Origin of the sequence: Flavobacterium plantiphilum (genome assembly GCF_046000495.1) — a bacterium.
Lineage (GTDB): Bacteria > Bacteroidota > Bacteroidia > Flavobacteriales > Flavobacteriaceae > Flavobacterium > Flavobacterium plantiphilum.
In genome coordinates this window covers 133,939-148,299 of record NZ_JBELQA010000009.1, presented here as the reverse complement: position 1 = coordinate 148,299, position 14,361 = coordinate 133,939, and the positions used below count along the sequence as shown (strand labels likewise).

15 protein-coding genes and 1 pseudogene are annotated in these 14,361 nt (G+C 33.1%); 8 read left to right on the top strand and 8 right to left on the bottom strand.

Features of this window, described 5'->3' with window-relative positions; all coding sequences use genetic code 11:
• Positions 1-47: 47 nt before the first annotated feature.
• Complete coding sequence (locus ABS764_RS14945) at positions 48-848, top strand: ABC transporter substrate-binding protein (protein WP_408082596.1); 801 nt, start codon at positions 48-50, stop codon at positions 846-848.
• On the opposite strand, the gene ABS764_RS14940 is transcribed toward ABS764_RS14945, so the two are convergent.
• From ABS764_RS14940 to ABS764_RS14930, 3 genes are all read right to left on the bottom strand, one after another.
• Entirely contained in the window at positions 843-983 is a 141-nt protein-coding gene (locus tag ABS764_RS14940) for a hypothetical protein (RefSeq protein ID WP_408082595.1), read from the bottom strand. The genes ABS764_RS14945 and ABS764_RS14940 overlap by 6 nt on opposite strands.
• Before the next feature lie 392 nt (positions 984-1,375).
• The gene (purU, locus tag ABS764_RS14935; protein ID WP_408082594.1) at positions 1,376-2,230 is read right to left on the bottom strand and encodes a formyltetrahydrofolate deformylase; all 855 of its coding nucleotides are present in this window, start codon (positions 2,228-2,230) and stop codon (positions 1,376-1,378) included.
• A gap of 37 nt (positions 2,231-2,267) precedes the next feature.
• Positions 2,268-2,975, bottom strand: coding sequence for a DUF4197 domain-containing protein (locus ABS764_RS14930; protein ID WP_408082593.1), 708 nt, complete (start codon positions 2,973-2,975; stop codon positions 2,268-2,270).
• 159 nt (positions 2,976-3,134) lie between these two features.
• On the opposite strand from ABS764_RS14930, the gene ABS764_RS14925 reads away from it, so the two are divergent.
• The 7 genes and pseudogenes from ABS764_RS14925 to ABS764_RS14895 all read left to right on the top strand — a co-directional run bounded on the left by ABS764_RS14925 (position 3,135) and on the right by ABS764_RS14895 (position 9,787).
• A complete protein-coding gene (locus tag ABS764_RS14925) occupies positions 3,135-4,097 on the top strand; it encodes an ion channel (protein WP_408082592.1) in 963 nt (320 codons plus the stop codon).
• Positions 4,098-4,160: 63 nt separating this feature from the next.
• A complete protein-coding gene (locus ABS764_RS14920; RefSeq protein ID WP_408082591.1) occupies positions 4,161-5,057 on the top strand; it encodes a MerR family transcriptional regulator in 897 nt (298 codons plus the stop codon).
• A 34-nt stretch (positions 5,058-5,091) separates the two neighbouring features.
• Positions 5,092-6,561, top strand: coding sequence for a phytoene desaturase family protein (locus ABS764_RS14915; protein ID WP_408082590.1), 1,470 nt, complete (start codon positions 5,092-5,094; stop codon positions 6,559-6,561).
• 2 nt (positions 6,562-6,563) lie between these two features.
• The gene (locus tag ABS764_RS14910; RefSeq protein WP_408082589.1) at positions 6,564-7,406 is read left to right on the top strand and encodes a phytoene/squalene synthase family protein; all 843 of its coding nucleotides are present in this window, start codon (positions 6,564-6,566) and stop codon (positions 7,404-7,406) included.
• Positions 7,407-7,430: 24 nt separating this feature from the next.
• On the top strand, positions 7,431-7,871 hold the full coding sequence (locus ABS764_RS14905) for a sterol desaturase family protein (protein WP_408082588.1): 441 nt from the start codon (positions 7,431-7,433) through the stop codon (positions 7,869-7,871).
• Between the two features lie 159 nt (positions 7,872-8,030).
• Positions 8,031-8,492: pseudogene (locus ABS764_RS14900) on the top strand (SRPBCC family protein).
• Entirely contained in the window at positions 8,492-9,787 is a 1,296-nt protein-coding gene (locus ABS764_RS14895; protein ID WP_408082587.1) for a cryptochrome/photolyase family protein, read from the top strand. The pseudogene ABS764_RS14900 and the gene ABS764_RS14895 overlap by 1 nt, the downstream one beginning before the upstream one ends.
• A 144-nt stretch (positions 9,788-9,931) precedes the next feature.
• Here the strand turns inward: ABS764_RS14895 and ABS764_RS14890 are convergent, their stop codons facing one another.
• Genes ABS764_RS14890 through ABS764_RS14870 form a run of 5 tightly spaced genes read right to left on the bottom strand, consistent with a single transcriptional unit; the run spans position 9,932 to position 14,296 of the window.
• On the bottom strand, positions 9,932-11,350 hold the full coding sequence (locus ABS764_RS14890) for an SDR family oxidoreductase (RefSeq protein WP_408082586.1): 1,419 nt from the start codon (positions 11,348-11,350) through the stop codon (positions 9,932-9,934).
• 4 nt (positions 11,351-11,354) lie between these two features.
• A complete protein-coding gene (locus ABS764_RS14885) occupies positions 11,355-12,038 on the bottom strand; it encodes an SDR family NAD(P)-dependent oxidoreductase (RefSeq protein ID WP_408082585.1) in 684 nt (227 codons plus the stop codon).
• A gap of 20 nt (positions 12,039-12,058) precedes the next feature.
• Positions 12,059-12,337, bottom strand: a complete 279-nt coding sequence (locus ABS764_RS14880; protein WP_408082584.1) for a TIGR03643 family protein — start codon at positions 12,335-12,337, stop codon at positions 12,059-12,061.
• Positions 12,327-13,637 carry an ABC1 kinase family protein gene (locus ABS764_RS14875; RefSeq protein WP_408082583.1) on the bottom strand — a complete coding sequence of 437 codons (1,311 nt, stop codon included), beginning with the start codon at positions 13,635-13,637 and terminating at the stop codon, positions 12,327-12,329. The genes ABS764_RS14880 and ABS764_RS14875 overlap by 11 nt, the downstream gene beginning before the upstream one ends.
• On the bottom strand, positions 13,634-14,296 hold the full coding sequence (locus tag ABS764_RS14870; RefSeq protein WP_408082582.1) for a TetR family transcriptional regulator C-terminal domain-containing protein: 663 nt from the start codon (positions 14,294-14,296) through the stop codon (positions 13,634-13,636). The genes ABS764_RS14875 and ABS764_RS14870 overlap by 4 nt, the downstream gene beginning before the upstream one ends.
• Positions 14,297-14,361 lie beyond the last annotated feature (65 nt).

Genomic DNA, 14,361 nt, shown 5'->3' with positions numbered 1-14,361 from the left:
AAAACCATTAATTTTTTAATGGTTTTTTTATTTTAAATATAATCAGAATGAAATCTTATTCTTTAATCGATGCAGTCGGTATTGTACATACTTTTGATAAAGTACCGCAACGGATAGTTTCTTTAGTGCCTTCGCAAACGGAGTTATTGGTCGATTTAGGTTTAGAATCAAAAATAGTAGGGATTACTAAATTTTGTATCCATCCAAAACATTTAAAAAATACAAAATGCATTGTGGGTGGGACAAAAAAAGTCAATTATGATAAAATCAAAGCTTTAAAATCGGATGTTATTATTTGTAATAAGGAAGAAAACACCTTAGAAATTGTTGAAAATCTTCGTGCTGTATGTGCGGTGTGGGTAACCGATATCGTTACAATTGAAGATAATTTTAAAATGATAGAGGATTTTGGAAAGCTTTTAGATTGTAATATTGAAGCTAAGCTTTTGATCTCCGGATTGTCTTTTGCCCTGAGTGATTTCAAGCAATTTATAGAAAGAAAACCCATTCGGAAAGTAGTTTATTTTATCTGGAAGAATCCTTATATGGTTGCAGGTTCGGATAATTTTATAAATGAATTATTAAAATTAAACCGTTTTGAAAATATTTTTGAAAACCAACCCAGATATCCTGAAATGCAGCTTCAGCAAATAAATGAAGCAGCTGATTTGAATTTTATGTTTCTTTCTTCAGAACCTTATCCATTTAAGCAAAAAGATATTTTGGAAATGAAGGCGTTAGTAAACCAGCCTGGAATTATTTTAGTTGATGGTGAAATGTTTTCGTGGTACGGAAGCCATTTATTAAAGGCGTTTGCTTATTTTAAAGAACTGCATTTAAAATTATAATTCGCAGGATTCAGGAATTAATTTGTCTTGTTTTTTCTTAGTTGCAGGAGTTTCTTTTTGCTTTACTTTAATTAGTGCTTTAAATTCTTCCTGTAGCTTTTTTATCTCGCTTGTCTCTTTCAGTAATCCCTTCATAACAGTAAGTTTTTTGCAAATTTACAGTTTCATAACATTAAAAACCTAGTTTTTTATGTTAAGTTTAGCTTTTTAACGCTGTTTTGGAGTGAAAATTAAGAATTATATTAATTTTTTAACGCGGGGAAATTGCAATTGTACTGCTGGAAAAAAGGTGGAAAAAACAGTATATTAAGTGATTTGGTTTAAACCAAATGGTCTTAAAATAAAGAAGTGCCGGTATTAAATAATACCAGCACTTGTTTAACTAACCAAAACCAAATATAATAAATAACCAGTTCATTACATTGCAAAGATGCTACTAAATAGGCTTAAACGCTGTTAAGGTTTTGTTATTACTTTGTTGGTTATAAGTTAAGTTTTAAACATGTGTTTAAGAATGTAAAAAACGATTAAGAAAAAATTACGGTTTTGTTATTGTATACCATTGTTTTACGTTCAGCATGTAGTTTTATTGCTCTTGCTAACACACTTCTTTCTAAATCCCTTCCTTTAACAATGAAATCTTCTATAGAATGACTATGCGAGACTCTGGTAATATCCTGTTCAATTATCGGACCTTCATCTAGTTCCTCTGTTACATAATGGCTCGTTGCTCCAATAATTTTAACACCGCGGGCAAATGCCGAATGGTAAGGTTTTGCTCCCGGAAACGCAGGTAAAAAAGAGTGGTGAATGTTGATTATCTTGTTTTTGTACAATTCAATCAGTTGGGGAGTGATGATTTGCATGTATCTGGCCAAAACGATAAAATTGATGTTGTATTCTTTCAATAAAGCAATTTGTTGTTTTTCTCCTTCCTCTTTAATGTTTTTATGAAAAGGTACATGATGAAAAGGAATTCCAAAACGTTCGGCTACTCCTTTTAAGTCTTCGTGATTGCTTATAATCAGTGGAATTTCCAGAGGTAATTCACCTGCGCTGTAACGTCCTAAAATATCATATAAACAATGGTCGTATTTAGAAATAAAAAGTGCCATTCTGGGTTTGTATTCCTGAGTATAAATTTCCCAAGACATATTGAATTTATCAGCGAGGTTGTTTTGGAAATCTTTTTTAATTAATTCCAGATCCCAGTTTTGAGTACTGAATTCGCATTCTAAACGCATGAAAAAAACATTTTCATTAGCATCAACATGCTGATCCAGATAGATGATGTTTCCTTCTATTGCTGCAATATAGTTAGTTACTGATGAGATAATTGCTTTTTGATCCTCGCAGTGGATCAGGATGGTTATTTTTTGCATTTTTTAATTATTACTTTCTTTCTGTAAATTTTTTAATTTATTTGTTGTCCTGCATCGCAAATACTCTTTGTAGTAAAGGAGTTGTTCTGGCGCTGATGTTATTTCGGATGTTTTTTTCTTCAACGGCAACCATTTTAAAGACACCGTTCATGGCCTGATTTGTAACGTAATCTGTTAAATCCGGATTTACTTTAGTAACCAGTGGAATGCTGTTGTATTTTGTAATGATGTTTGCCCAGACTTTATCAGCACCTACTTTTGAAAATGAATTTTTGATTACAGGGTTGAATTTACTGTATAAAGATGTAGAAGTGCTGTTTTGTAAATAGGTCGTTGTTGAAGTGTCATTGCCCAGTAAAATTCCTTTAGCGTCAGTAAATGACATGTTTTTAACTGCTGATACAAATATGGGTGTGGCTTCTTTTACGGCATCTTCTGCAGCACGGTTGAGTACTTTTAGTCCTTCATCAGCTAATGAGCTTAATCCTATTCGCCTTAATCCGGTATCTACTTTTCTCAGTTCTTCAGGAAGCAGAATTTTTACGGCTTCGTTTTTATAAAAACCATCTGTAGCTGTGAGTTTACTCACTTGTTTTGTGATACCATTATTTAATGCTTCTTTTAATCCGTTGGCAATATCAATTGTTCCGGTAGTTCCGGTTTGAGGCATTTGACTAAGGACTTGTTGCATCTCTGCACAACTAAAAAAACTAAACACTAGCAGGAAAGGAAATATTTTTTTCATTTTAAAGAATGTCTTTATTTGTTTTTATATTATTGTTGTCAAAAATACTATTTATTATAATAAGTACTCACTTAGATTATTTATTGCTTAAAAAAATAAATAGAGATATATTTTAAGGGGCTTTTGTTAAATTTACAGAAAAATCAACCCAGAAAGCAAATGGCCTTTTTAAATAAAATTAATCTGAAAGCAGTATTAGACAGAAATACAGGATTTGGTACCAATGCAAATAGTTACGGTGGTCGTTTTGTAAATAAAGACGGAACTGCTAATGTTCAGAAACAGGGAATGCATTTTTTGCATCGTATCAGTTGGTATCATACGATGATTGATATGCCGATTTGGAAGTTTATGTCGGTTATATTTATTTTTTATTTACTCATAAATTTATTTTTTGCATCAGTCTATTTTGCTATAGGAATTGAACACCTCAATGGTATCCCGGGAACAGATAGCAATTGGGTTAAATTTGGTCAGGCTTATTTTTTCAGTGCGCAAACATTTACCACTGTTGGTTATGGTCATATAAGTCCGGTTGGTTTTTTTACCAGTTTACTTGCGGCTGCGGAAGCCTTGGTGGGTTTACTCAGTTTTGCTATTGCTACAGGTTTGTTTTTTGGAAGATTTAGTAAGCCTACGGCTTTTTTAAAATTTTCACACAATGCACTTATTGCACCCTATGGTGGTATTTCGGGATTGATGATCCGCATGACACCTTTTAAAAACACTAATTTTACTGATGCCGAAGCAAAAATGACCTTAGGGATGAGTGTTGAGGAGAACGGCATAAAAGTCAATAGATTTTATTCCTTAAACCTGGAGCTGGAAAAAATTAATTCATTGACTTTGAGTTGGACTTTAGTGCATCCTATAACCCAGGAAAGTCCTTTGTATCAGTTCAACAAAGAAGATTTTGAAAATATTACAGGGGAGATTTTTGTTTATATTAAAACTTTTGATGATATGTTTTCAAACACAGTTGCTACCAGAACATCGTATACTTTTGACGAAATTATTTATGGAGCTAAGTTTGTGAACATGTATTACAGAAGTGATGATAATTCTAAAACTATTCTGGATTTAGATAAGTTAAATGAATATGAAGAAGTGGTCTTTAATTAGTTCGTGACAAATAAACTTTGTAAAAATAAAAACATATATTTGTTTAATCTTATTTTGAAATAGATGAACAATATAAAAAATGTTTTTAGTATCAAAGATCTTGAAAATCTATCAGGAATAAAGGCGCATACAATACGGATATGGGAAAAAAGATATCAGATTCTGGAACCCATGAGAACAGATACGAATATACGGTTGTATGACCTGGTGAGTTTGCAAAAACTACTGAATATTACTTTTCTACATGAATATGGTTATAAGATTTCTAAAATAGCCACGTATAAAGAAGCTGAAATTCCTCAGCTAGTCAATCAGATTGTCTCAGCTAAAAATTCTAAAAATCATGCTTTGAGTGCTTTCAAAATGGCAATGATGAACTTTGATCAGCAATTATTTTTTAATACTTATGATTGGTTAGCAGCCGAAAAATCTTTTCAGGAAATTTTTTTAGATGTTTTTATTCCGCTTTTAGAGGAGATAGGGGTTTTGTGGCAAACAGATACTATAACGCCTGCTCATGAACATTTTATTAGTTATTTAGTACGTCAGAAAATAGTTTTAAATTCAGAAAAACTTCAGATTTTAAATCCTGTTCGTCAGGATAAAGTTTTTGTATTATCACTTCCGTTAAATGAAATTCACGAACTGGGTTTAATGTATCTGCATTATGAAATTCTTTCAAAAGGATATAAAAGTATCTATTTAGGAGAAAGTATGCCAATACAAAATTTAAAAGATCTTAAAAAACATTTTGATAACATTGTGTACGTTTCTTATTTGACCATTAAACCGGACAGAGATCAGATTAATAATTATATTGAAGAAATGGTGAAGGAGTTGCATGGTGATGAAACTGAGTTGTGGTTTACAGGAAGATTAGTTTCGTTAATTAATTCAGAAAAAGTAAAAGATAAAATTACTGTTATTGATTCCATTTCGGATTTTAATTCTAAGTTGTAATTTTGTTTAATATTTTTGTATATTTGTTAAACAAATGAAAAAGAAAATTACAATAATAGGATCTGGTTTTTCAGCATTATCTGCTGCTTGTTATCTGGCAAAAAGCGGTCATGAAGTATTGGTCTTTGAAAAGAACGGGACAATAGGGGGAAGGGCAAGACAGCTAAAAAAAGACGGCTTTACTTTTGATATGGGACCAAGCTGGTATTGGATGCCGGATGTTTTTGAGCGTTTCTTTGCTGATTTTGGAAAGACAACAACTGATTATTATGAGCTTATAAAGCTGTCTCCGGCCTATCGGGTCTATTTTGGAATCAATGAATTCATAACCATAGCAGATAATCTGGATGAAATAGCGGCGACTTTTGAAAATACAGAAGAAGGGAGCGGAAAACAGCTTAGGGCTTTTATTGCAGGGGCTAAAAGTAATTATGATATTGCCATTAAAGATTTGGTGTATCGGCCGGGAGTTTCTCCCTCAGAATTAATCACCGTAGAAACGACGAAGAAAATCGGACAGTTTTTTAGCAACATCAGTCGGGATGTTCGCAAAAAATTCAAGAATGAAAAACTCATTCAGATTTTAGAATTTCCTGTTTTATTTCTTGGAGCCAAACCTTCTGATACACCTTCTTTTTACAGCTTTATGAATTACGCCGATTTTGGTCTGGGGACCTGGCATCCTAAAACAGGAATGTTTGATGTAGTTCGGGCAATGGAAAGTTTAGCAACAGAATTAGGGGTACAGTTTTTTGTCAATTCGAATATTGAAAAAATAGTTGTCGAAAATAAAACAGCCACGGCTATTATTGTAAATGGTAAAAAAATAGCGTCTGATTTGGTCTTAAGTGGCGCCGATTACCATCATACAGAAACTTTACTAGATACAGAGCACAGAATGTATTCAGAACAGTACTGGGAAAGTCGTGTTTTTGCACCCTCATCTTTATTGTTTTATGTAGGTTTTAATAAAAAATTAAAAAACATTTCACATCATGCGTTATTTTTTGATACTGATTTCAATCAGCATGCAAAAGATATTTATGATCAACCTAAATGGCCGGACGAGCCTTTGTTTTATGCAAACTTTCCTTCGTTGACTGATGAAACAGCTGCACCCGAAGGAATGGAATCAGGTTTTTTCTTAGTACCGCTTGCACCGGGTATTAATGATTCCGAAGCATTAAGAGAACAGTATTTTGATAAAATAATCGAACGTTTTGAGATTATTACGCAGCAAAATATTAAAGATAATATTATATTTAAGCAATCCTTTTGCAAAAATGATTTTGTAGAACAATACAATTCGTATAAAGGAAATGCATACGGAATGGCAAATACTTTATTACAAACTGCTTTTTTAAGGCCAAAACTGAAAAGTAAAAAAGTTCGTAATTTATATTTCACAGGACAATTAACAGTTCCGGGACCAGGTGTTCCTCCGGCATTAATATCCGGAAAATTAGTATCTGATTTGATAGATAAACAATTTCTAAAAGTATAGTTATGAAGCAGTTATTTGATGATGTTTCCTTTAAATGCAGTAAATTAGTAACAAAGAATTACAGTACTTCTTTTTCTTTGGCAGTTTATATGCTTTCACCAAGTATCAGAGATGCTATTTACAGTATTTATGGTTTTGTACGTTTTGCTGACGAAATTGTAGATTCTTTCCACGGTTTTGAAAAAGAAACGCTGATTAATGATTTCGAAAAAGAATATTACAAAGCGTATCATTCCGGGATTAGTCTGAATCCGATTTTAAATTCTTTTCAGCATACCGTCAAACAATATAATATTGATGACAATTTAATTCAGGCTTTTTTAAAAAGTATGAAAATGGACCTCGTTAAATTAGATTATGAGTCAAAAGCTGAATACGAAGAATACATTTATGGTTCAGCTGATGTAGTGGGACTGATGTGTTTAAAAGTATTTGTTGACGGAAAAGAATATAAATACGAAGCTTTAAAAGCCGAAGCCATGCGATTGGGATCTGCTTTTCAAAAAGTAAATTTCCTGCGTGATTTAAGAGATGATAATCTTATTTTAAACCGCAATTATTTTCCCGGAGTAGATTTAAAATCATTTGATGAAAATGCTAAAAAAGCAATTATCAATGAAATAAAAGAAGATTTTAGAATTGCTTATCAGGGAATTGTGAAATTACCCATAGAAGCAAAATTTGGCGTCTACACTGCATATGTATACTATAAAAAATTGCTTAAAAAACTGGAAAGTACACCCTGTCACGATATAGGAAATGCCAGAATCAGAGTTTCTAATTATACTAAAGCAACACTCTTAGCCCAATCGTTTGTTACTTATAAATTGCGACTGATTGAATAAATAACCGATTTTAAAAACTAAAAAATGATTTATTTTTTAATTACAATAGCTATTTTTTTATTGATGGAATGTGTCACCTGGCTCACGCATAAGTATATCATGCACGGACTTATGTGGTATTTTCATGAAGACCATCATCAGCCTAAATACGAACATGTGTTTGAACGCAACGACATTTTTTTTGTAATTTTTGCCATTCCCAGCATCGTACTTTTTTATTACGGAGTAGAGGGTGGCATAAATTACCTTTTTTTCATTGGTCTCGGCATTACCCTTTACGGAATTTGTTACTTTCTGATTCACGATGTTCTCATTCACCAGCGATTCAAGTGGTTCAGGAATACAAAAAACAAATATTTAATAGGTTTAAGAAAAGCGCATAAAGTACACCACAAGCATTTAGGAAAGGAAGACGGCGAATGTTTCGGGATGCTTTTTGTTCCTTTCAAGTACTACAAAATGTAGCATAATTTGGGCGTGTCCTTTTTTGAAAAAAACAAGAAAAATGTTTTTTCAAAAAAAGGTCGGGCTATTCGTTACAATCTTTATGTTTTTAAAGAAAAAACATAAAGGATTTTCACTACTATCCCTCACGCAACTCACTTTGTCTGATAAAACAAACTCATGAAAGTATATTCAAAACAAACAATCCAATATGTCAATGCTACCCTTGAAGAATGTTGGGCATTTTTTTCCAGTCCGGCTAATTTGCAAAAAATAACACCGCAATCCATGGGGTTTCAAATCACTGATTTTGATGGTAAAAATATGTATGCAGGTCAAATTATTCAATACAAAGTATCACCACTTTTAGGAATTAAATTACCCTGGGTTACCGAAATCACTTTTGTAAAGGAAAATAATTACTTTATAGACGAACAACGTTTTGGGCCTTATACTTTATGGCATCACAAACACTTTTTTGAGCCCGCAGAAAAAGGAGTAAAAATGACTGATTTAGTGCATTATGCTTAGCCATTGGGTTTCATTGGGCGTATCATGAATACGCTGGTGGTTAAAAATAAACTCAAAGAAATTTTTGAATACCGCGAACAAAAAATTAACGAAATTTTTAATAATAAGTGATGAGTAAAGCAACTGTTTCTTTTTTCTGGTTTCGACGGGATTTACGGTTAGAAGACAATATTGGATTGTTTCACGCTTTAAAATCTGATTTTCAGGTAATTCCCTTATTTATTTTTGATGAAGCTATTTTAGACAGTTTACCTAAGGATGATGCCAGAGTAGGGTTTATTTATGAAACACTTTCTAAAATAAATTCAGAATTGAACCAAACAGAGAGTTCATTATTAATAAAAAAAGGAAAACCCCGTCAAGTCTGGCAAGGGCTCCTTGAAGAATTTGATATAAAAGAAGTTTTTTTTAATAAAGATTATGAGCCTTATGCAATAGAGCGGGATGAAAGTATTTGCCAGTTATTAGAAGCGCATCAATGCATCACTTTTTCTTTTAAAGACCAGGTAATTTTTGAAGAAAAAGAAATCACAAAAGCTGACGGTTTGCCTTATACGGTTTACACACCTTATAAAAATAAATGGCTGGAAAAATACGATCAGGAAAACCCCATCCGGGAATATGATACTTCTCAACTCTTTTCTAATTTTTATAAAAGCAATTTCGATTTTCCTTCTTTGGGACAAATTGGGTTCGTAGAAAGTTCTATAAAAGTACAAGCCTATGAACTTGATAATATAGATAATTATCAGGAAACACGTGATTTTCCGGCTGTTGATTCCACTTCGTATTTGTCGCCACATTTGCGTTTTGGAACGGTAAGTATCCGAAAAATGGTCAATTTTGCTGCAAAAACCAATGCTGTTTTTTTAAGCGAATTAATCTGGAGAGAGTTTTTTATGCAAATTCTCTATCATTTTCCTAAGGTAGTGACGCAGAATTTCAAATCAGCTTATGATGGAATTCAATGGCGTAATAACGAAGAAGATTTTAAACGCTGGTGTACCGGAAATACCGGTTATCCCATGGTGGATGCAGGAATGCGACAGCTGAATGAAACTGGGTATATGCACAATCGGGTCCGTATGGTTGTAGCGAGTTTTCTTTGCAAGCATTTGATGATTCAATGGCAATGGGGTGAAGCTTATTTTGCCGAAAAATTATTGGATTATGATTTATCGGCGAATGTTGGTAACTGGCAATGGGCAGCGGGAACGGGTTGTGATGCTGCACCTTATTTCAGGGTTTTTAACCCAGAGATTCAATTAAAAAAATTTGATGAAAAAGGAATTTACGTCCGCAAATGGATTTCGGAATTCGATTTGGGATACGGCGAACCTATGGTTGATCATGCCTTTGCAAGAGACAGAGCGATTGCAACTTACAAAGCTGGAATCTTGAAATGATTTTGTTTCTTTTTAATCAAGCAAAAAAGAAAATTAGTAAACCATAATTTTACTTATAAAACGGTATTAGTTACAAAAAAAGAATCTTCTCTATTTTAGTTTTCTGATCAGATTCCTCCTTCGTCGCAAGGACAACAATGGTGACTATTTTATCAATCTCTTCAACATTCCCTCAAAAATAAACCCATGGAATGGTAAAACGGAATACCAGTACAGTTTTCCTAAAATTCCCCGAGGCCTGAAAGTAGCCGACTGATACAGTGTGTTTCCAATAATTTTGAATTCGAGCCAGGCTTCTCCCGGAAGTTTCATTTCGGCAAATAAAATTAATTTTCCTTCCTCTTTGTTAGCATATAAAATCCGCCAAAAATCCAATACATCACCCGAATGAAGGTTACGTTTGTTAGTTCGTCCGCGTCGTAGTCCTACACCTCCAAATATTTTGTCCATAAATCCTCTGATATTCCATAGCCAACTACCATAATACCATCCTGTTTCTCCGCCAATAGACCAAATGCGATTTATAGTAAATTCACGGTTTATGATTTCTTTTTTGCGTCTGTCAATAAAACAATCTTTTTTAGGCACTTTTAGGTATTCACTAAGATTGTTTTTAAAGCGTCCGCTAATTAAGGAATCTTTCCAGCTTGATGCTACCTGATCTTCTTTTATTTTCATCAAAGCTTTGGATAATGCTTTGTCATAGGACATAGGTTTTACTTTCAATAATTCATTGATTTTAGTATCCTTGCATATCACTTCCACTTTCATGCTGCTTACTAATGCGGTAGCTAATTTATAAGAGGTTGAAGTTACAAAATACAACCAGTACGATGACAGTTTTGGTGTCATTACGGGCACCGTAAATATCCATCGGCGTAGATTTTTTGCTTTGGCGAATGCCAGAAGCATTTCTTTATATGTGAGAATATCAGGACCTCCAATATCAAAATTCTGATTGTACGTGAGTGGATTCAACAATGATTTGGTCAGGAATTCTAACACATCATTGATGGCAATTGGCTGACATTTGGTATTGAGCCATTTGGGCGTAATCATCACGGGAAGTTTGTTAACCAAATCCCGGATAATTTCAAATGATGCGCTTCCGGAACCGACTATAATTCCTGCTCTTAAGGTAGTCATGGCAAAAGTTCCCGAATTGAGAATCTCTTCTACTTGTTTTCGTGATGATAAATGTTTGGATAATGATTTGTCATTAACAATTCCGCTCAGATAAATCACTTGTCCGGCTTGAGTCTGATTGATTCTTTCTGTAAAGTTTTCAGCCGAAATTCTTTCCAGTTCATCATAATTATCCGAAGATCCGGACATGGAATGAATCAGGTAATAAGCTGCATCAATGGATTCAGGAATATTTAATAAGCTTTCTTTTTTTAGAAAATCAACTTCAATAACTTGTATGTTTTCTTTAAATTCAACAGGGATATAAAATCTGTTTTTATCTCTTACACAGCATACCACATTATGACCTTTTGACACAAGAAGAGGCAAAAGTCGTTTCCCAATGTAGCCCGTGGCACCTGTTAAAAGGATTTTCATGATGTTATATCTTAAATGTTACGATGCCGTAGTCCATTTCAAAAATTTGTCCTGAAATTGATTTTGCCTTTTCGGAAATTAAAAAATCAGCCATTTGAGCTACTTCATTAGGTTGCAGATAGTCTTTCATGGGATGACGCTGAATCATATTTTCTTTCATCCGTTCATTTCTCAGGATATTCAAAGAAAGCGAAGTTTCAGTTATCGTGGGAGCAATGGCATTGATTCTTACTGTCGAAGCTAATTCGGCTCCCAGTGATTTTACCAACCCTTCAACTCCTGCTTTTGCGGAAGCAATGCTGCTATGAAAAGGCATTCCTAGTTTTACCGCAACTGTGCTAAAGAGTAAGATTGATGGATTGTTTCCTTTTTTTAAAGCAGCTAAGTATTTCTGAATGGTTTTTACTGCTCCAATTACATTGATTTCAAAATCATTCCTGAAATCATCTATGCTTAAATTTCCGAAGGGTTTGAGATTAATAGAACCCGGACAATAAATAAGAGTGTCAACAGTTTCAATTTCCGGAAGCTCATCCTTTAAAACATCAACCGTAAAATGCTTGAGGTTTGGATGAATATTCTCAGGTGCAGATCTGCTGAGGTTGTAAACAAAATTATTTTCTAATTGTTGCAACAATACAGCATTTCCAATCCCTTTACTTCCACCAATGATTACAATGTTTTTCATTTTAAATTTCTGTTGTTGTATTATCTTTTTGAAATTTTATTGTTATTAATCTGTCTCTGTCTGCTGCATTTAAAACGCCCTTCTGTAAAATTTCTTAACTTCTCATGTTTAGTTTTACGAGTTTGAACTCTTTTCCGCCACATTTTAAAACTTGATGACTTCATTTCACGACGCATCAAATTAATAACCTGTTCTTCTTTTAAACCAAATTGCAACTCTATAGCCTCGAAAGTGGTACGGTCTTCCCAGGCTATTTCAATGATGCGGTCTTTATCTAAATCAGAAAATTCAATTTTCATTTTGATATTTTAAATAATTATTAACCACAATTTTAGCCTTCAGGTCGAACATCAGATTGTATAAACCAAAGAAAGTTCTGTTCATATAAATAAAATGTTTGGAGCCGCGGTTTCCATTCATTTTTTTAAGATTGGTATCTTTGGAAAAACGTTCTCCTAATTGAGCTATGTTAGCAAAGAATATTTCATCTGAAAAATCAAAAGTTTCCGTTTGGAAGGGTTTGGTAAAAAGAGATAGTAAATCATAGAACATTTGGGTGAAATAAGTAATTTCTTCCGGAGTGTCATCTGTTCTCAGGATTTCTAGTTCGAATAATTTTTTTCGAAAAAGTTCAGTATCATCAATAACATCTTTATTGATAAGTTCGAAATAAGGAATGTAAAAGTCATTCGGAATTTGTTTCATGCATCCAAAATCAAGAGCTACCAATTCCTTTTTATCATTAATCAGGAAATTTCCCGGATGGGGATCAGCATGAACTTTTTTCAGAATATGAATTTGGTACATGTAAAAATCCCAAAGTGCCTGACCTGTTTTATTAGCAATTTCCGGATTTGAATTTTTAAATTCTGATAAATGTACTCCTGTCATCCAGTCCATTGTAATAATTTTCTCTGAAGAAAACTCAGGATAATATTCCGGAAAAACCAGATTCTTTATTTTTTTACAAGCCTCTGCTACTTCCTTACTCTGTTTAAGTTCCAGTAAATAGTTGGTCTCTTCAATTAGTTTGTCTTCTACTTCTTTAAAATATTTATCGGAATCTTTTCCCTGCAGATTAAACATTCGGATAGCTATTGGTTTAACCAGAGCCAAATCAGAAGAAATGCTGTTAGCCACACCAGGATATTGGATTTTTACTGCTAGTTTTTTGTTGTCTTTTACCGCCAGATGCACCTGACCAATACTCGCAGCATTGACTGATTCAGCATTAAATTCATCAAAAATTTCATAAGGCGTTTTACCAAAATTAGATTTGAAGGTTTTTAAAACTAATGGTGCCGAAAGCGGTGGGACAGAAAACTGCGACAATGAAAATTTTTCTACGTAAGCCTGAGGCAGGAAATTTTTGTCCATGCTCAGCATTTGTGCCACTTTAAGCGCACTTCCTTTCAGACTCTTTAATCCGTCATAAATATCTTCGGCATTATTCTCGTTTAATTTATCACGGCTTAAGTCAGAATTGACTATTTTTTCACCATAATATTTTAAATAATTAACACCTATTTTAGCTCCGGTTTGTACCAGTTTGGTTGCGCGCTCAATTTTTGAAGTGGGGATATAATCGATTGTTTTCATGAGTTATGTTGCATTTTTTCTTTAAAAATAAATTTTCCAAAATCGATTAAGCTATTGAGAGGTGCTACATTTATTAATTCAAAACTTAATTTCACGGATTTTTCAATATAAACATCAGTTTTTTCAAAATTAGGAGAACCGTCTTCAAGCCAGAATTTTAATGTGAATAGAAATTGAATCCATGCACTTTCCTGAATTGCTTTTTCCTGAAATTCCTGTATTTTTTCTTGTTGAATTCTTACTTCATCTGAAGTGATTCCGGCAATGAAATTTTTAAAATGAATTCTTAAGTCTGAAAGCTGCTTCAGGTTTTTTAACTGATTCTTGTTTTCGTTCAGACTCATTGTTACATAACTTCTGTTAGCAGCCAGTAGTTCGAAAAATGTAAAGTAAAAACTTAATAGTTTACTTTTCATATCATACGATTCGTAGTTTGGATCTTTAGAAAGCAATTCAACCGTTTTTTCTAAAAACAAAGTATAGATTTCTTTTTCGATACTTTCTAAATTCCCAAAGAATGCATAAAATTCTACTTCTGTAAATCCATTTATTTTAGAAAAAAGATATACTGATTTTGGTTTTTCATTGTGTTCTAATGTGTAATCCATATACATGGATACAACTGCGTCTTTAGTGAGTTTTATTTTTTTAGTTGCCATTTTTTATATGTTTTATTTAGAACATAAAGATAATGAATTGTTTAACCATAATGTGTTAATGTTAA